Below are 18,663 nucleotides of genomic sequence, written 5' to 3' on the forward strand. Positions count from 1 at the left end.
AAACAACTCCGGCCCCTGCGCTCAGCGACCATCGCCATCAACGGCACCAAACAGAGATTCGCTCCCGACATTTCCACCGAAGAGCAAGCCATCCTCGACGCGATCCACGGTCCAAAAGTCACGCACTAAGGAAATGAGCCAAGTCAGGTCTTCCGCACCGAATACACGGCGTCGACGCTGCGCGGGCACTACGGACTTGCACGGCCTGCGAACCGCTTTGCAGGCTCTGCGGCGCAGAAGCTCACCTCCATCGGCTCGGCGTTCTGATGACCTTACGGTAAAACCCGGCGGTAGCTGTCAGCGCTTCGGCCAACTCCACAACGGGCCTTCCAAGGAACCGAGTCCCTTGATCCTGGTCTCGCCCAAGTCCTTATAGAGCTCGTGCTCGTGGGCCGCTCCACTTTCCCGGAGCGCCCTGAGCAGCGCTTCGGAGTGGGTCACCACGATCATCTGGCTGTTGGTACTGGCTTGGACGATGAGTCCAGCCAGTGCCGGCATCAGATCGACGTGGAGGCTCGTCTCCGGTTCGTTGAGGACCATCAATTCCGGTGGGCGCGGAGTGAGCAATGCGGCGGTCAACAGCAGGAACCGCAAAGTTCCATCCGAGAGTTCGGCTGCCTTCATGGGCCGCAGCATGCCAGGCTGCCGCAACTCCACACTGAAACGACCGTCGCTCACGGCAATGCCGAGGCGGCTCCCCGGAAAGGCGTGATCGACGGCGGCATCCAGCTGCCGCTCAAATCCCACTTCACGCAGGGTCTGCAGCGCTGCAGCCAGGTCCTTTCCGCTGTGGTGCAGCACGGGGGTGCGTGTGCCGAGTTGCGCCTGCCGGGCGGGGGCTTCGGCATCTGTCCGGAAGTGATCGTAGAACCGCCAGGAACGCACGGAGTCCCGGACCCGCAGTACTTCTGGAGCCCGGTCCTGGTCCGATACTTCGGTCAACATGCTTTGGAAGGTGTCCAGCCGCCGCGAAAGTTCAGACCAGTCCCCATCGGGTCCCCGGAGCTTCGCCAGGCTTCCTTTGCGATCCACCATCAGGGAACCTGGCCTTGCTACTGGCCCGGAAAAGATCTGCTCGCGCTTGATCTCGGGATCCAAGCTAAAAGCCGAAGGGCGGGATCTGCCTGTTTCCTGGTCGAATCCGGCCCCACCGGACACGGGCATCCCCAGGTCCACGAGGTAGCCGAAGTCGTCCCCGGAATAGCCCAGCTTCAGGTTGACGGAATCCCTGCGGACCGTGCCTTGGACCGGAACTTCACCACGGCGCATCGCCTCGCTGATCGACTCGGGGCCAGCCCAGAGTGTGGAGGCCAGCCCGCCATCCCTGGCCAAAGATCCCACTACATTTCCGGAGTCGCCCCCGGCACATTCGGCCAACAGACGCAGCGCTCGGTAGAGGGATGATTTGCCACTGCCGTTGGCCCCGGTGACCACGTCCAGGCCATGCAGCTCAACCGCGAGATCGCGGATGGAGCGGTAGTTGGCGATCGCAAGGGTCTTGATCACGGGGACGGGATGCTGTTCACGGGTACAAGAGGGTCACAGGGGAAATTTGCCGGACAGTTCCAGGGCCCCTGCGCACGTCCACGCGGCCAAGCGATCCTCGATGGTTGGACCGCCGTCGAGTGGGCTCTCAAGCCGTGGCCTGCGCACCCAACAGCCCGCTTCTTCAGCGATCAGGGCGCCTGCAGAGAAATCATGCTCGTTCAATCCGCGCTCCCCAAAGGCGTCATACGTGCCATCTGCCACCAGGCACAGATCCAAGGCCGCGGAACCCAGCCTCCGAACATCCGCGAAGCCGTTCATCAGTTCGGCGAGGCCTTCCGCTTGATTGGCGCGGGTAGCGGGATCGTAACTGAATCCTGTGGCAAGGATGAGGCCGGTGCGTCCGGGAACGGGCCCAGCCAGCTGGGTAGTCTCCCCCGCAACTTCCAACCAGGCGCCCTCGCCCCGGGCCGCCGAATAGACGCGGCCCAGGGCCGGCGCGTGAACTACTCCCGCCAGCCAGACGCCGTCGGCATCTGCCACGGCCACTGACGTGGCGTAATAGACGATGTTGCGGATGAAGTTGGTGGTGCCATCAAGGGGATCAATGGACCAGCGGTAACCCGAGGCTTGCTCGGGCCGCGTTGTACCGTGCTCCTCGCCCGTGATGGCGTCGTTGGGCCGCGCCGCCAGGATAGCCTCGCGGACTGCGTTCTCGGCTGCGATGTCGAACTCGGTCACCCAGTCCCCGGCATCGCCTTTGTTGGATATTCCCAACTCCACCCCGCCTGTGCCCGCGGCAGATCTCCGGGACAGGACGGCAGCTCCCGCCGCAGCAGCGCGTTTCGCGATGTCCAGCAGCTGAACAGCGCCGGTCATTCGGCTTCTACTTTCACTGTCTCGGCGGCGTCGGCTTCAACGTCGGCGTCGGCCTTTGCCGGGCCATTCGCCAACAGCTCGCGGAAGCCGTCCTCATCCAATATCGGAACACCGAGCTGCTCGGCCTTATCCAGCTTGGTGCCAGCACTTTCACCCGTCACCAGGTAGCTGGTGTTCTTGGACACCGATCCGGAGGCCTTCCCGCCACGGATGATGATGGCTTCCTTGGCCTCGTCCCGGCTGAAGTTGGGAAGCGTCCCCGTGACCACGATAGTGAGGCCCTCAAGGGTTCGCGGCATGCTGGTATCGCGTTCGTCTTCCATCCGCACACCGGCAGCTGCCCAGCTGTCCACGATCTCGTTGTGCCAGTCCACGGCGAACCATTCCTTCAGGGCCGCCGCGATCGTAGGTCCAACGCCGTCCACATGTGCAAGCTGCTCTTCGGTCGCGTTGCGGATCGCGTCCATGCTGCCAAAGGCCGTTGCGAGGGCCCGGGAGGCGGTGGGTCCCACATGGCGAATGGACAATGCCACGAGGACACGCCACAGGGGCTGCTTCTTCGCTTTCTCCAGCTCGGCAAAGAGTTTTTCCGTGGTTGCCGTTGGCTTCGATGGCGACTTGGCCGTCCCCCTTGAGTAGAAGTACGGAACAAGCTCATACTGGCCCGTGCCAACGCCCTTGGACCTCTTCTCCCGGCGGATCATGACATTCGCCAGATCCTCGCGTGTCAAAGAGAACAGTCCCGCTTCGCTGGTCAATGGAGGAGTCTCCGGCTCTGCCGGCTGGGTCAAGGCGATTGCCGCTTCCCAGCCCAAGGCCTCGATATCAAACGCACCGCGGCCAGCCAGATGGAAAACACGTTCACGCAGCTGTGACGGGCAGGACTTGGCGTTGGGGCAACGGATGTCCACGTCGCTTTCTTTCGCCGGTGCCAGCGGGGTACCGCAAGATGGGCACTCGGTGGGCATCACGAATTCCCGCACAGGCGGATCCTGTTGATCGCGCAGCGCCAGTACAGGCCCAACGATCTCGGGAATGACATCCCCGGCCTTGCGGAGAATCACAATGTCCCCGATCATGACGCCCTTGGCCTTGACCACATCCTGGTTGTGCAGAGTGGCCATCCCCACGGTGGAACCCGCAACCTTCACCGGCTCCATCAGGCCGAACGGCGTGACCCGCCCCGTGCGGCCGACGTTGACGAGGATGTCCAAAAGTTTGGTGTGGACTTCCTCCGGCGGGTACTTGTAAGCGGCGGCCCATCTGGGAACGCGGGAGGTGTAGCCGAGGGCACGCTGTGTGGCGAAGTCGTCGATTTTGACCACGATGCCGTCGATCTCATGAAGGAGGTCGTGCCGGTGCTCGCCGTAATGCGCGATGAATTCCAGGACGCCCTCAAAGGAATCCAGGACCTTGAAGTAAGGGCTGACAGGCAGCCCCCAGTCGGCCAGCAGCTTGTAGGTTTCGGATTGGCTCTTGGCATCCAGGCCTTCCCGGGCACCGATGCCGTGCACGAACATGCTCAGTGGACGCTTCGCTGTTTCAGCAGGGTCCTTCTGGCGGAGCGAGCCCGCGGCCGCGTTGCGTGGATTGGCGAGCGGGGCTTTGCCTGCGGCAACCAAGGCTTCGTTGAATTCAACGAAGGCCTTGGAGGGAATGAACACTTCCCCACGGATCTCAACTTCCGAGGGATAACCCGAGCCACTGAGTTGACGCGGGATCTCCTTGATGGTGAGGACGTTGTGGGTGATATCTTCACCGGTTGTGCCATCGCCGCGGGTAGCCGCGCGCACCAATTTTCCGTCCCTGTATAGCAGGTTGACGGCGAGTCCATCGATTTTCAGTTCAGTCAGCCAGGCAATGGGCGGGACGCTGTCCCCGAGTCTGGCCACTGAAGCTTCAGCCTTGCGTACCCAGGCTTCGAGTTCCTCGAGGGAAAAGACGTCGTCCAGGCTGTACATCCGCTGTAGATGCGCGACGGCGGTGAAGGCGGCAGAGACTTCGCCGCCGACTTCCTGCGTGGGTGAGTCGTTGGAGACGAGTTCCGGGTGCAGCGCTTCGATTTCTTCCAGGCGACGGTAGAGTTCGTCGAACTCGGCGTCGGAAACCGTGGGCGCGTCCTCTTGGTAATAGGCATACCGGTACTTACGCACGAGGTCCGCAAGCTGCTCATACTCATCCCGCAGGCTCTCCGAAGGAGGTGTTCCCTCTTCTGCGACCAAGGCCGCAGCGGCAACCTGGGTTGTGGTATCGACCGGATCTGGATTCTCTGGTGTGCTCACAGGTCTATCTTGCCGCAACCCACAGACATTATTGACCCGTGCGGATGTGAGCACATGCCGGCCGACTCCTAGCTGCGGTTCTCCGGCGGCATGGCAATTTGCAGCTTGCGTACCTTTCCACGTCCCACGATGTACCCGCGGCCAGGAATGAAGTCCTTGCTGATCCGGCCCAGCGAGGTGTTCAGGAGGGTATCCCCTTCCACATCTCCAGGGTTGAGCAACAGTCCACGCCTGCCCGACTTGAAGGGCTGGGCCAAGGACCACGCCTGGGACCAGGTAGACGTTTCGGACTCACCCACCACCCATTGATCGGCCTTGATGGCAGCCGTGACCAACCGTCCCACGCCCGATTCCGCCAACGTGTCCGTGAACTCGGTCAGGCCCTCGATGAAGATGGCCATGCTGCCCGGGTTGTCCGCGGCTTTGTCGATGAGGTCATCCACTACGTCCGAGACCTCGTCCGGCCCCACCAGGGACCTGCTCCAGATGTTCAGCGAGGCAACGGCAGAGCGGCGGGAGCCGATGTAGATAAGGTCTGTCCGCGGGTTGGACCGCCGCAGCGCGTACGCCAACGTGACCAAGGCAACTGTGCGTCCGGCTCCTGGCGGCCCGGCCAGCAGGAGCGAACCCTTGGCAGCGATGGTGGCCGAACCCAAGGTCTCGTCGTCCACACCAATAACAGGATTGTCCGGTGCACCGGTGGGCAGGATATCCAAGTCCACAAGTTCCGGAAGCCGCTGGATTTGTGGTGCCTGCTCCAGGCCCTGGCGCACCATGGCCTGGCTGAGTTTGGACACTTCGCGCGCCTGCAGCGCCAGGTTCGAGTTGCCACCCAGCACTGCCAGTTGGACTTCCAGGCCATCGAGCAAACCGCGGCCTGGCGGCGAGGCTGCGTTGAGGACGTCCTTTGGCACATCAAGCGTCATGTAGTCGTCTTCGGAGCTCAGACGCAGGACCAAACGCTTTTGGATCGAGGCAAGGAGCGACGCCGGAACAGAGTTGGTTCGGTCACCGCTCACTACCAAATGGATACCCAGGGGACGTCCATCGGTTGCCAGCTGGAGGAAGATGTCCCACAGTGCGGACAGGTTGCTGTACTCATAACCTTCACGGAAGGCGGACATGCCGTCCACCAGGATGAAGATACGCTTTTCGTCCGGACGGTTTGCGAGTTGCCGGTATTCAACAATCGTGGAAGCCCTGACCTCGGCGAACCGCGTCGCGCGGTCATCGGCCACCTCCTTGAGCCAGCGCAGCAGGCGACCAACCCGCTCGACGTCGTCGCCGTTGATGACCTCCCCCACGTGCGGAAGTCCGTCCAGCATCTTCAAACCTGAGGAACCACAGTCGATGCCATACACGTGGACGGGACCACCACGCGGCGTGACGGCGGCTGCGATGGCGATTCCGCGCAACGCCGCTGACTTGCCCGAACCACCCGTACCGTAGACGGCCATGTTGCCGTCCTTGTCCGGTTCGTAGAACACGGTGGGCTGGTCCTGGTGTGCGGGGTCGTCGGCCACGCCCAGCAGGAGTCGCTCGTCCGTGCGGGGGTTTGGCAGCTTGGAGAAATCGTAGGTCATGGCTAGTTCGTTCAGCCACGGCTTCCGTGGTGGTTCGATCGCAAGGAAGTCCGCCGCCCGGATGATGTTGCCGGTCATTCTGGCGATATCGTTGGGGCCTGCGGGTTCTTCCTCCACAGCTGTGGCAGGCGGTGGCTCCCAGGAGGGACCGGATCCGAAGGCCATCTCCACGATGTCGATCCGGGGGCGCTGCGGCTTCTCTGTGGTCCAGCCACCGGCGTATCCAGTTTGGAACCCTTGGATACGGCCTGGCCCGGTCTTGGCTGCGCCACGGCCCGGAATGGAGGGATCGAAGTAGGCGGCCGTGGGGACGCCAAGAATGTCCACCGCATCCACTTCATCTGCCATGCGCAACGCAACGCGGAGGTTCGTGTTTGCCCGCAGGTTGTCCTTAATGACGCCCGCAGGGCGCTGCGTGGCGAGGATCAGGTGCAACCCCAGGGAACGTCCACGGGCAGCAACGTCCACCACGCCGTCAACGAACTCAGGAACCTCAGTTGCCAGCGCCGCGAATTCGTCCACGATGATGATGAGGTAGGGCGGCGCCTCAGGGTCTGCTTCACGCTGCAGCGCCAGCAGGTCCTTGGCCTTTTTACGGTTCAGGAGGCGTTCACGATAGTGAAGTTCGGCCCTCAACGAGGTCAGGGCCCTGCGTACGAGGTGCGGAGACAAGTCGGTGACGAGCCCCACGGTGTGGGGCAGGTGCAGGCAGTCCGCAAAGGCAGCCCCGCCCTTGTAGTCCACGAACAGGAAGCTGACGCGGTCCGGGCTGTAGGCAGCTGCCATTCCCATCACCCATGACTGAAGGAACTCTGACTTACCTGCGCCAGTGGTTCCGCCCACCAACGCGTGCGGTCCTTCGTTCTTAAGGTCCAGATAGAAGGGTTCAACGCCCTTGGAACCCACCAAGGCACGGAGGCTACCGTTGTCCTTGCGGTTGGGCACTGCCGTGGCATGGACCGAGTTGTTCTCCTGCCAGCGTTCGGCCACGGCCTGTGGGTTGTCCATCAGTTCCTTGCCGATCAAGGTGGCGTAGGAAACGGCACGCGGGAGGTCCGAATCGTCCTCGAGCGGATTTCCAACGTCCACCAGCGGCGACATCATGCGCGCCAACTGAGTGGCGAGACCGGCGTCGAGGCTTTCGCAACTCACCGGGTAGGTGTGGCGGCCAAGACGGACCTGGCCGGTGGTGGTGCCGTGATCGCCGTCGACGGAGAGGAAGTCCCGACAAGCAGCAGGCAGGGACTGCACATTCGCTGCCACCCACATAACGTGCACGCCGAAGTCAGGGCCACGTTCCACCAGTCGCGTCAAACGTCCCCGATCCACTGGTGCATCGTCCTCAACAACTACCAGGACGGCAGGGATCACAGGGCCGTGAATCTCTTCGTGCTCGTCCTTGAGCGCGGGACGCGGCTGCGGACCGGGTTCTGCGGCCTGTGCCTCGCGCTGCTCCACCAGGTCCTCCAGGCGCGACAACAACGAGGCGCCAGCAGCGGGGCCTGCGGCCAGATGGTCGCCGGACAGAGGGCTGTGGCCGGAACCAACGTGCGGGAGCCACTGCAACCAGTCCCAACGCTCACGCGAGCGGGCCGAGGTCATTGCAGTTAACACCACCTCCGCGGGCGAGTGGAGGCCCACCAGCTGAAGCACCATGCCCCGGGCGACGTCGTCCACCACGCTGCGATCCCCTGCTACGCCGAATGAACCAGAAGTGCGCAGCTGCGACACAATCGGCACGCCATCAATGACGCGGACCTGCTGCAGGCATTCGTCGACTTCCAGGTCGCCTTCGCGGCCGATGTCAAAGACGTCTTCGTCGGATGGTTCGTACCATTCGCCACAGAAATCTATTGCTAGATCCCCCATGATCTGTGCCTCCTCCGGTGGCCGTAAATGAGCTTCATGTGCCTGTTACTCCTCCAGACAGGCGATGGAATCCGAGCCCTCGGGCGATGCCGACCCATCTGCGCGAACGATGATGGCCTGTATGCAGATCGGCGGATCCTCCAGGCCGGACAGAAAGGCACTGGGTAAGTTGGTCGATTCGTAGGGCCCATCGCCCTTGGCCGATTTGGTCCTCCACTTGAAGCTATCTCCGGCTTTGGGCTCCGGATTCTTCCATCTGAAAACGATGATGTTCCGGTCATGAGCCGTGCGCTCCGCGTGAAGCCCCTCCACGTCCGGAACACTGCCGTCGCCCAAGGGATCGACAGGCTGCTTGCTCGCGGCCTCGCTCGGGAGCACTTTGGGCTGCGCCTGCGCACCCAGAACCACGCCCACGACGATCGCGACCACCAGCACAGCAGCACCCGTCACCGCAAGCCATACGTTGCGTTTGCTGTGGTCGGCAGGTGGGACTGCTTCGACGTCGTGGCTCTCGATGCTGCGGGAACGGCTAACCGTAGCGCCGATGTCCTCTTGCCGGCCGGAGGGCTGCCAGCCGCGCAGGACGGTGGACTCGGCGGAGTCGGGATCGGAAAGGGCAGGCCCTGGCGCCTGGAGCTGGGATGGGGCATGCTGTGGGGCCAATACAGGCTGCGCCTGTGTGGGTTGGGGTGCCTGGGGGTTGTTTCCTGGAACCGTGGACGGGAAGGTCCGTGCCGGGAACGTGGGAGCCGAGCCAGTGGTAGCAGTTCCAGACGCGTCCGGATCGATCGAGGCGATGCTGCGGACGCGTGTTTCCTCGAAGTTGTCGTCAGGGTGTTGCTCGTCCCCGTGACCCGGTTCTTCAAGCACCTCGAAGGGCGTCACGGACAGGTTCAGCTCAGTCTGGATCCGCTGCAACGCCAAGGCAAAAGCGTGGGCCGACGAATAGCGGGATTCCGGAGACTTCGCCATTGACGTGGACAGGACGAGTTCCAGGGACTCCGGAACGTCGGCACGGCCGAGCCTTGGCAGGGGCGAATTGGTGATGCGGGAGATCAGTTCCCGCTGCGAGTTGTCCTGGCCAGGAAGAACAAACGGTGAACGACCCGCAAGGAGCGTGTACAGCGTGGCACCAAGCGCCCAAATGTCCACCGGAACGCCATCGACGGCCCCGCCGCGGAATTGCTCCGGCGGTGACCACGGGATGGACATTCCGGCGTCGTCCTCGGTATCGGCCCCAATGGTCCCGGAAATGCCGAAGTCGGTGAGGGCCGGACGGTTGTAGTCGGTGACCAGGATGTTGGCGGGCTTGATGTCCCGATGCACGATGCCGGCCCTGTGGGCGGTCTCGACGGCGGATGCTACCTGGATGCCGACGGCAAGGACCTCATCCACGCTGAAGCGCTGACGGCGGTAGCGGACATCGAGGCTGGGCCGGGAGCAGTACTCCATGGCCAGGTAGGAATGGCCGCTCTCCGTGATTTCCGCTTCGAAAATCGTCACGATGTACGGGTGCGAGGACAACTGCGCCATGAGGTTCGCTTCGGACTCGAATCGGCGGCGCGCGCCCTCGGTCTTCAAGTCGGACAGCAGCACCTTGACGGCTACTTTACGGCGCGGCCTGTCCTGCTCGTACAGGTACACGTCAGAGAAGCCACCGGAGCCCAGCAGGCTGACGTACTTGAAACCGGGGATGGGCGGAGGCGGCGCGGGGGGCCTCTTGGAACTCAAAGAATCTCCTCGAAACGCAATGAAATGTCGTCACCCAGTTCAGCGATGTCGCCGTCCAAAAGGATGGCCATCTCGTTTTGGGCGAGTCGGCGGGGTGCTTGGCCTTCTCTAATGAGCACGGTTCCGTTCGTCGCTTTGAGGTCGCACAGCATGACGTGCCAACCCTCCAAGCGAACCTCGACATGTGAGCGGGAAATGTCCCCGCCGGGGCTCTCCACCTGCAACAACTTGGGCATCGTGCCGCCTTGGACGCGGGATACTGACGGCTGCCTCCCAATGATGAGTGACTGATCCAAGTCGATCAGTTCACCAGTGGATAACCGCATCCTGCCCAAGCGGGGACGCGGGACCTGGAGAGAATCACCGGATAGGGCGGAACCACACGTGGCGCATTGGGAGTACGTAGGCGGGTTGGCATGACCTTGGGAGCACACCCGTGCTAAAACGCTGGGACCATTGCCAGCCGCGGCATCCTTCGGTGCAACCCCGGGCACAGCACCTTGTGCGTCCTGGCTGACGATGCTGCTCTTCATGATCGTCTGCCCGTCATGATCAGCATCGCCCTCTGCGGAGACACCGTCCAAAGGCGGGTTGCCCACTGGCGCGCTGTTCGTTGGCGTGCTGTTCGTTGGCGTGTTGGGCCGAAGCGCGGGCATCGACGCCAAACCCGCCGGTGCCGACTCCCATCCCGCCGGAATCTGCGGCGCAGGGTTGCGATTCCCTGAAGCGGGAGGGGTTGGTGGCGGAGCAATCGATTCGCCCCGTTCGTCAGCTGCGGGCACTTCGCCAGGGCTGCGCAGCCAGGGAACGGACTCGATCAGTGCAGGCACATGCCCAGGACTTGATGCCGAAGCTGCCCTGGGTCTTTCTAACGCCGAAGATTCTTGTGCTGGAGTTTCTGGTGCCCGAACTTCTGGCGCCCGAACTTCTGATGCCGGAGTTTCGGGCGCAGGGGTATGGGGCGCAGGAGCATCGTCATCGTCAGATTCGTCGTCCAGGCGGACAGCTGCGTCTTCGATGTTGCGCATCACCGTCTTGTCCCACAGGTGGTCATAGTTGGTGGTGGTCTCCACGGAAGGAACCATGGGATCGGTGGTGCTGGTGTGGACGGGAACGCCCGAGGATTCTTCAGCGCTTTCGGGCTGTTCGGGACTCTCCGGCTCAACATGACTTTCGGGCTGTTCGGGCTGCACATGGCCTTCGGAATGTCCGGGCGCAATGGTAAGACCCAGGTCCGCATCGGCGTAGCCAATCATGGTCTCATCGGAAACCGCCGCCGGCGCCGAAACCTTCACAGTGGCGGGTTGGAGCACCACGTCGAGGGAGGCAAGCAGAACGACGCCCTCCCCCAGCGGCAAGCTGCCATCCGGCGTCGAGGTTTTACCAGGGTTTGAGCCTATCCGCAGGCTGTACGAATCAGCCGCGGTAAGCCGACGCTCCGTCCAGGTAGTCACGTCGCGTCCAGAGAGCCCCTCTTCCCCCGCGGACATTTTCACAACGAGTTCGAGGTCGCCGCGAAGGAACACGCGCAGGCCGTCTTTGGAGTCGATGATGCCAAAGGGCGGGATGCGACTAAGGGAAACTCCGAAAGCCTCGGTCACTTCGTGGAGGACCTCATGGGCTTCGGGCGCCGACGCGAGAAGTTCCCATACGGAATCGATCAGGGCAGGCGAGGTGTCGGGGCCGAGCAGCACCACAGTGCCCTGACGGACGACGCCGAACCAGTCACCCCGCTGGTATCGGGCGTGGGATGGGTTGTTATTGCTTTCCATCTACGCCCTCCTCCTGATCCGTTCCGGTGACCCAGGCCCTGGGGAGAGTGTCCTCCTCCACCTCGGATTCGGTCTCCGGGCGCGGCGCGGTGGTGGCGATGCCGGCGTCGTTAAGGACGTTCTTGGCGTCAACCACAATCACCGTGACGTTGTCCCGTCCGCCACTGCGCAGGGCAGCCTGGATCAAAGCATCCACTGCGTCCTGCGGATGGGCCACGGTGCTGAGGATGCGGAAGAGATGGTCATCCCCCAGTTCGCCGTTCAACCCATCGGAGCAGACCATGATACGGTCCCCCTCCTGGATGGGCAGCAACCAGAAGTCCGCCTCGGTTTCGTCGCCAGTGCCCAAGGCGCGTGTGACCACATGCCTGCGGGGGTGAACGGCAGCCTGCTCGGCTGTGATGTCACCGGAGTCCACCAGCTCCTGGACTTCTGAATGGTCAACGCTGATCTGGGCGAAATGCCCTTGGCTGAGGCGATACGTCCGGGAATCCCCGATGTTCATTACGAGCCAATAGGGCACGCCCATTTGTTCCACCACCACGACGCCGGAGAGCGTGGTGCCCGCACGCCCTCCCGTGGCTTCGCGGATGCTGGCGTCGGCCTTCAACAGGCACTCCTGCAAATCCGCTGCCGAAGCCGAACGGACCCCTGCCGCGAGGACAGGGGAACTGCCCAAGGTCCGCACACACACGCCACTGGCGATCTCGCCTGCCTCATGGCCTCCCATGCCATCGGCCACCGCGAAGACGGGATCCGAAGCTATGAAGGAGTCCTCGTTCAGCTCGCGACGCAGTCCGCGGTCCGTGCCGTATCCGTAGCTGAGTTGGAAGGCGGATCCAGCGGCGTTGGCGTCGGCGGGGCTGGCCGGCTGTGAGTTCATGCTTGTCCTAGGTGGAAGGAACGGTCCCCGAAGTGAACGGTGGAACCGGGTCTGACGAAAATTGCTTCCCCGGGCTGAAGTCGGGTCTGGAGGCCATCGGGGGTAGTGACAGCGCTGCCATTGGTTGAGTTGCGGTCTGTGACCCACACTCCATCTCGATCAACCCGGAGGTGCAAGTGGGTCTTGGAGATGGACCTTCCAGGATCCGAGACGGCCAACAACTGCTCCGCAGCTTCCCCAGGCTGGGGTGCGGGATTGCGGCCAACAAGGACGGTACCACCCAACTCGACATCCCGGCCGTCGTCTACTCGGATGCGGAGCACGGCCTCCGCCCGGGCAGTTCCGGGGCGCATCTGCGTCCGCTCGACGTCGTCGTCCGGATGGGCATGGGCAACGGGAGCTGGCTTTGGTGGTGGGGCTGGAACCGGGTTTGCCATTGCGGCTGCCCTGGACATTGATGGCATGGGTGACACCACTGGCTGCACGGGCGGTAGCTCCACGGGCGCGAAGCTGTAGGGCCCCTGGATTCCTCCAGTGGCGACAGGGTTGCGGCCCGCGTGGACGTCGAACACCAAGGACTTCGCTGCCTTGTCATGCCAGCCACGTAGCTTGCCGTTCCTGTCCCAGGCATTGGAAACAACCACCAGGACGGCCCAAACCACACCAAGGACCATGAGCGGGAGGGCGATCCACAGGACCAACCCAAGCAAGCCAAGGCCCAACAGCACAGCACCCAGGATTATCCCGAGCAGAAGGAGTCCGCCTGTGAGTAGGCCACGGACAAAAACCACGCCGCCACCCGGTGCGTAGCCGTCGGCATCGGAGCTGCGGATGCCCATCAGTTGATTACCGATGGTGTTTCCGGACCGGGCTTCGATTCCGAGCAGCACAAACACGTACAGAACTGTGACACCGAGGCCGATGCTCCCCAAGAGGACCAGCAAGGAGGTGTCGTAGACGATAAAGCCGTTCCGCCGGCTTTGGGTGATGCCCGCGATGCCAAGTGCGAACGTGGTTGCCAGGACGGCAACAGGTCCCAACCAGTCCAGCACTGCCGCACCCAGGCGTTTTCCTGCGGATGCCGGTACCAGCTTGAGCTGTGCAGTCATTGTGGTCCCTCCCCCTGGCCCCGGATGTACGTTTGCAGCTGGTTCACGTCCCGGCTGCATCGGTGCTGTTGACGCCGGCACTACCGAGATACTACCGGGATCGGGCAGGCCTTGCCGGGTTGCGAAATCAAGGGCGGCAGCCTGGGCACGGTTGACGTTGCGTTCCTTCCGGGCTCCACGATTGGTCAGCGGCGATCCGCAATGAGTACAAAAAGCTGCGCCGGGGCGGACCGGGTGTTTGCAGGCCGGGCACAGCTCAGCTTCACTACTCATCAATGCTGCCCTTCTTCTTGAACAGGTTGCCCGCGGTGAACATGCCACCCTTCGTGGGGGCCGGGGGTGTCTGTTCCCGCCGGCGCAGCGCGGCCCTGCCATCGGAAAGCAACGACCTCGGCGAGAACCGGGCCTGCTGCCGTTTCCAGAAACCAACGCTTCCGGTGATGTCCTCAAGCGAGGAATCCACGATCTCCCAGTACTCCTTGACCTCTTCCTCGCTGGGTTGCCCCGCCCCGAAAACCGCGGCGTCAGCCCTGTGCGCCAACATCGTGGTGGTCGTCCCTGCAACAGGGAAGGCATCGGCGATGACAGTAGCCGATTCCCGCCGCGTGGACTTGGTGTCGATCGAGGCGCCCATGTCAGTGGCAAGGCTCAACACCTCGTTCCACCCACCGCCGACCCGCTGGGCGGGGTGGCCATCACGAAAACGTGCCTTCCGGCGTCGTGATTTCAGCAGGAGGATCAGCAACAGCGGCACGGCGAGAATCCCCAGCGGAATCATTGCCACGCCGATAGCGGCAAGCAGCGGCCCCCAGAACAGCCACGGGTTGTTTTTCTTCTCATCAGCATCCAGGGCATCCGGGGTGGAATCCGGTGGGAGGTCCGCGGGCTCCTGCGGCGGGGGCGGCGGCTGGAGCACCTGCGGCTTCGGCTTGGACTTGTTTTCGGGGTCCGGCGGGATCGGGATGTTGTCCTTGGGCGGAGTAGGATCGAACGATACCCAACCGACGCGGTCGAAGGCCACTTCCACCCAGGCGTGCACGTCCTTGCCCAGGATCTTGACGTCTCCCGCACCGTTTTCCGGGCTCTTGGGATCCGGGTAGAACCCCATGACAACGCGCGAAGGGATGCCCAGGTGGCGCAGCATGAGTGACATCGCCACGGCGTACTGTTCGTCATCGCCCAGCATTTGCTTGGCGGAGAGCAGGCTGCGAACACGTGCCGCACTGTGACCAGGCAAGCTAGGCAACTGGCCGTCAGCCACCAGTCCGTTGCTGAACGCCCCGCTCTTCTGGAAATGGGCTTCGATCTGCCGCACCCGGTCAATTGCCGTGGGAGCGTCAGCCGAGAGCTCGTTGGCCTGCGAGGCGACGATCGGCGGTACTTCCTGGGCTTCGGGCAACGTGAGCTTGGCGAAGTCGTACTGCGTCAGCTGGCCATGTTCAAGAGTTCCCGGATCAGAAACCTGGACTGTGTAGTTGTCGCCCTTTGCCAGGCCCTTGGTGGTCACTGCCGTATCGGTGCCGGCGTTGAAGTACAGGCCCGACGCCGCCCCGGAGCTCTGCAGGAAGCTCATACCTGTGGTGTGGCGGCCGCCCGGGACGAAGTAGCCCTGGTAATCCTCGACGCTGATTTCCAGCGTGTAATTGGTTCCGGCTACAGGGCTTCCAGTATCGGCCAGCGTGTTCAGTGAACGGGCATCTCCCACCTTGCTGAAGTTGCCGGAACTGTTGGGATCCATGGTGTAGTTCAGGCCGTTAAAGGCATCCAGCGCCGCCAGTCGCACGCGTGCGTCCTTGGGTAGACCCTTCACAGTAAACAGCGTCTGGTCTTTCTCGTCCTTCACGAAATTCCGAAAGCTGGCAAGCGGCGTGATGTAGTCGCGGGGGTCGAACGGCGGAACGATCGTGTTGCGCAGTACCTTCCGGTCGTCGCTCGCAGTCACCAAAGGCGAAGCAACTGCCGTGATTCCGACGGCGGCGACCACCACGACAGCAGCAGTCCCCAGGCGGCGAAGCTTCCCGCGGCGGGCAGCACCGGCGTCGGACTCAGCCCTGTTGGCCGAAACGGTCTTGGTGCTGCTCTGCCGAAGTGCGTCACGGCGGAACGTCGCCCAGAGGATCGAAACAATAGTCAGCGAAATGCCGCGCTCCACATTAAGGAAGCCCGCGCTGGTACTGAAGGCGATGCCGGTGACGAAAAGGACCAGCACCGGCAACAGCGGCCAGTACGGACTCTTCAGGCGCCAGGTCAACAAACCCGCGGCCAGCGCGGTGATCATTGAACTGAGGAACGGCACAATGAGCATGCCATTGCCTGTTCCCACCGGCACGCCGACCGTGAGCATGTCCTTCCACGCAAAGACGATGCCCAGGAGCAAGGTCCGCAGCGAGTCGAGGCTCGGCAGGACCCCGAGGACGGCTGAGTCCGGCACAGCCAACGCCGAACCGAACAGCATGTACGCACCGAAACCCAGTGCGGAGGTGATCAGCAGTCCCAAACGGAGATTCGCGTTCAGGATCGCGATACCGAGCCCCAGAAAAATCCCGCCCAGGCCGGCGATGATGTAACGCGGGTCGCCACCGAAGCTCAGGCTGAAGCCAAGCACGCCCAGGAACAGCAGGACCACCAGGGCACCGCAGTCCACTGCAAAATGCCACAGGGGCCGGCCGTCGGCGAATACCGAGCCTGCGCTGGCACGTCTGGCGCCACTGTTCGTGTCCCTGCGGCGCGCGCGAAGATTTGGTGCGGTGCTCATGCTGCCGCCTTTCTCAGCACGATTGCCAGGTCATCGAGGTCGCCAACGGTAAGGACCGTCAGGTCTGCAATGTTGGCCCTCGACGGCGCCGCTCCAGGTTGGACGCGGACGGCCAGGCTCCGAACGCCCGGCGGAACCGACGCGGCAGCGGTGCGGAGCTGCGTTGCCGTGACGTGGCTCCCGACCACGAAGAACACCACCGATGCGTTGGGAACTGTATCCGAGAGGTTCCGGGCGAGGTCGACGGCGGTCTTCCGAAGGGGCGCCCCCACAATCCTGGTCATGTCGTCCAGCAGGTTGCGGCCGGTTTCGCAGCGCAGCGGTCCCTTTTGGGTCAGGACGTCCAGCTCACGCTGCTCCCGGATGGCTTGCCGGCCGATCGACGCGGCAACGGAAATGGCCATTTCGAATTCGGGTTCGGAATCGTACTCGTCGGTGTTGATGGAGAGCGAAATAGCCAGGTGCGCGCGGCGCGTTTCCTCGAACTGCCGCACCATCAGTTTGTTGGTGCGGGCCGTTGTCTTCCAGTGAATGTGACGGCGATCGTCCCCGGGAACGTAGTCACGCAATGCGTGAAAGGACACATCGGCGCTGGAAAGTTCCGTGGTGGGCATGCCTTCGAGGTCGCGTATGAAGCCGGCAGCCGAGCCTCCCAACGGTACGGTGCGCGGGTGGACGAAAAGGTCCACTGGCTCAGTCCAGAGCACGCGCCGCCGCAGTAGATGGAGCGGATCAGCGCGCACGGATCGTACGGGACCGACAACAATCACAGCACGCCGTGCCGTCGGAATGGTGAAAAGGTCCTCATGTACCTGGGCCGGCTTCATGCGGGGCAAGTGGAAGACAGCGGTCGCGGCACCCACCGGCAACTCCAACGCGGCGGGCAACAGCGGCCTGGCCGAAACGTTGGACACTGCGATGCTGCCAACTGCATCGTCCCCCACTGCCACACGAGTGCGGGCCAGGTCCAGGACCACGCCGTAAGCCGAGCGGCCAACGATGAAGCCCACGGCCAGCACAAACAGCAGGAAAGCAACCATCGCGGCAGACTTCGCCTCTTGCCAACCCCATGCCTGGCCGGCGATCCACAGCCCAATAGCCGCAGCTAGGACCACCCAGCCGAGCACACTCACCACGGAGAGGACAGGCCAAGCGAAGCGAAGCCACAGCTCCCGCACCCTGGACCATGCCGGTGCTACAACCTCACCCGCTGTTCCCACTGCCTCAGCCCATACGGCCGAGGGATGGAGTTTGCCAGGCTTCTGGATGCCGGGTTTGCGCTGCCAAGCACCGGCTACTTTGTTAAGCGTTCGCACAGCCCTATGCGCTCGCGCGTTGCTGCGGGGCCGCCACCTCGGCCAGGACACGAGTGAGCACGACCTCCGGCGTCGCGCCCGAGAATTCGGCCTCGGGATCCATGACCAGGCGGTGTGTCCAGACCACGGGGGCAAGTTCCTTGATGTCGTCCGGCAGCACAAAGTTGCGTCCCTGTCCGGCGGCCCAAACCTTCGCGGCGCGCACCATGGCCAAAGCACCACGGACGGAGACGCCAAGGCGGGTCTCGGAAGCGTTGCGGGTCTCTTCACAGAGCCGCGAGATGTACTCCAGCACTGCAGTGTCCACGTGGGTGGTGGCGGCGAGGTCCGCCATGTCAGCCACGGCCTGGGTGGTGATGATGGGAGTGAGGTCCTTGGAACGGTCCTTCAAATTCGCCCCACCCAGGAGCCTGACGGTGGAGGCGTGGTCCGGGTAGCCTATGGATGTTTTGATCAGGAAGCGGTCCAACTGTGCCTCGGGCAGGCGGTACGTACCGGCCTGTTCAATCGGGTTCTGAGTAGCCAGGACCATGAACGGACGGCCTGCCTCGTACGTGGTGCCATCCACAGTGACGCGTGATTCCTCCATGACCTCCAGCAACGCCGATTGGGTTTTCGGCGAGGCGCGGTTGATCTCATCGGCCAGGACGATGTTGTTGAAGACGGGGCCCTTGTGGAACTCGAATTTCTGGGTCTTCTGGTCATAGATGGTCACACCCGTGACGTCCGAAGGCAGGAGGTCCGGGGTGAACTGGATGCGGTTGTGGGAACCCTGCACAGTCGCAGCCAAGGCACGGGCAAGCGAGGTCTTGCCGGTACCCGGTGCATCTTCAAACAGGACGTGGCCTTCAGCCAGCATCGCCGTGAAGGTCAGCCGGATCACGTGGTCCTTGCCCAGAACGGCCTGGCCCACGTTGGCAACGAGCTTGTCGAACGTTTCTGCAAACCACGCGGCCTGCTCGTTTGTCATGGTCATGGGGTTGAATCCTTTTCTGGGTA

At 63.1% G+C, this 18,663-nt stretch carries 10 protein-coding genes and 1 pseudogene; all 11 read right to left on the bottom strand.

Annotation, left to right across the window (positions count from 1 at the left end; all coding sequences use genetic code 11):
* Window positions 1–297 precede the first annotated feature (297 nt).
* The 11 genes and pseudogenes from AB4Z15_RS22865 to AB4Z15_RS22915 all read right to left on the bottom strand — a co-directional run bounded on the left by AB4Z15_RS22865 (window position 298) and on the right by AB4Z15_RS22915 (window position 18,640).
* On the bottom strand, window positions 298–1,506 hold the full coding sequence (locus tag AB4Z15_RS22865) for an AAA family ATPase (RefSeq protein WP_442019068.1): 1,209 nt from the start codon (window positions 1,504–1,506) through the stop codon (window positions 298–300).
* Window positions 1,507–1,539: 33 nt separating this feature from the next.
* Window positions 1,540–2,364, bottom strand: coding sequence for an inositol monophosphatase family protein (locus AB4Z15_RS22870; RefSeq protein WP_442019069.1), 825 nt, complete (start codon window positions 2,362–2,364; stop codon window positions 1,540–1,542).
* The gene (gene ligA / locus AB4Z15_RS22875; protein ID WP_442019070.1) at window positions 2,361–4,646 is read right to left on the bottom strand and encodes an NAD-dependent DNA ligase LigA; all 2,286 of its coding nucleotides are present in this window, start codon (window positions 4,644–4,646) and stop codon (window positions 2,361–2,363) included. Before ligA ends, AB4Z15_RS22870 begins: the two co-directional genes overlap by 4 nt.
* Before the next feature lie 68 nt (window positions 4,647–4,714).
* A pseudogene (locus tag AB4Z15_RS22880) lies at window positions 4,715–8,011 on the bottom strand (FtsK/SpoIIIE domain-containing protein); the annotation flags it as partial.
* A gap of 132 nt (window positions 8,012–8,143) precedes the next feature.
* Complete coding sequence (locus AB4Z15_RS22885) at window positions 8,144–9,829, bottom strand: protein kinase domain-containing protein (RefSeq protein ID WP_442019071.1); 1,686 nt, start codon at window positions 9,827–9,829, stop codon at window positions 8,144–8,146.
* Window positions 9,826–11,601 (bottom strand): hypothetical protein, encoded by a 1,776-nt coding sequence (locus AB4Z15_RS22890; protein WP_442019072.1) that lies wholly within the window; start codon window positions 11,599–11,601, stop codon window positions 9,826–9,828. Before AB4Z15_RS22890 ends, AB4Z15_RS22885 begins: the two co-directional genes overlap by 4 nt.
* Complete coding sequence (locus AB4Z15_RS22895) at window positions 11,588–12,484, bottom strand: PP2C family protein-serine/threonine phosphatase (protein WP_442006338.1); 897 nt, start codon at window positions 12,482–12,484, stop codon at window positions 11,588–11,590. The genes AB4Z15_RS22890 and AB4Z15_RS22895 overlap by 14 nt, the downstream gene beginning before the upstream one ends.
* Window positions 12,481–13,866, bottom strand: a complete 1,386-nt coding sequence (locus AB4Z15_RS22900) for an RDD family protein (protein ID WP_442019073.1) — start codon at window positions 13,864–13,866, stop codon at window positions 12,481–12,483. Before AB4Z15_RS22900 ends, AB4Z15_RS22895 begins: the two co-directional genes overlap by 4 nt.
* Entirely contained in the window at window positions 13,859–16,348 is a 2,490-nt protein-coding gene (locus tag AB4Z15_RS22905; protein ID WP_442019074.1) for a transglutaminase family protein, read from the bottom strand. Before AB4Z15_RS22905 ends, AB4Z15_RS22900 begins: the two co-directional genes overlap by 8 nt.
* Window positions 16,345–17,664, bottom strand: a complete 1,320-nt coding sequence (locus tag AB4Z15_RS22910) for a DUF58 domain-containing protein (RefSeq protein WP_442019075.1) — start codon at window positions 17,662–17,664, stop codon at window positions 16,345–16,347. Before AB4Z15_RS22910 ends, AB4Z15_RS22905 begins: the two co-directional genes overlap by 4 nt.
* A 4-nt stretch (window positions 17,665–17,668) precedes the next feature.
* Window positions 17,669–18,640: an AAA family ATPase gene (locus AB4Z15_RS22915; protein WP_442019076.1), complete on the bottom strand. Its 972-nt coding sequence runs from the start codon at window positions 18,638–18,640 to the stop codon at window positions 17,669–17,671.
* Window positions 18,641–18,663: the final 23 nt, after the last annotated feature.

Source organism: Paenarthrobacter sp. 2TAF44 (assembly GCF_052114885.1).
Taxonomy (GTDB): domain Bacteria; phylum Actinomycetota; class Actinomycetes; order Actinomycetales; family Micrococcaceae; genus Arthrobacter.

Coding starts and splice junctions, on each gene's coding strand:
- AB4Z15_RS22905 (WP_442019074.1), bottom strand. CDS start 16,348: ATGAGCACCGCACCAAATCTTCGCGCGCGCCGCAGGGACACGAACAGT.
- AB4Z15_RS22895 (WP_442006338.1), bottom strand. CDS start 12,484: ATGAACTCACAGCCGGCCAGCCCCGCCGACGCCAACGCCGCTGGATCC.
- AB4Z15_RS22915 (WP_442019076.1), bottom strand. CDS start 18,640: ATGACCATGACAAACGAGCAGGCCGCGTGGTTTGCAGAAACGTTCGAC.
- AB4Z15_RS22890 (WP_442019072.1), bottom strand. CDS start 11,601: ATGGAAAGCAATAACAACCCATCCCACGCCCGATACCAGCGGGGTGAC.
- AB4Z15_RS22900 (WP_442019073.1), bottom strand. CDS start 13,866: ATGAGTAGTGAAGCTGAGCTGTGCCCGGCCTGCAAACACCCGGTCCGC.
- AB4Z15_RS22870 (WP_442019069.1), bottom strand. CDS start 2,364: ATGACCGGCGCTGTTCAGCTGCTGGACATCGCGAAACGCGCTGCTGCG.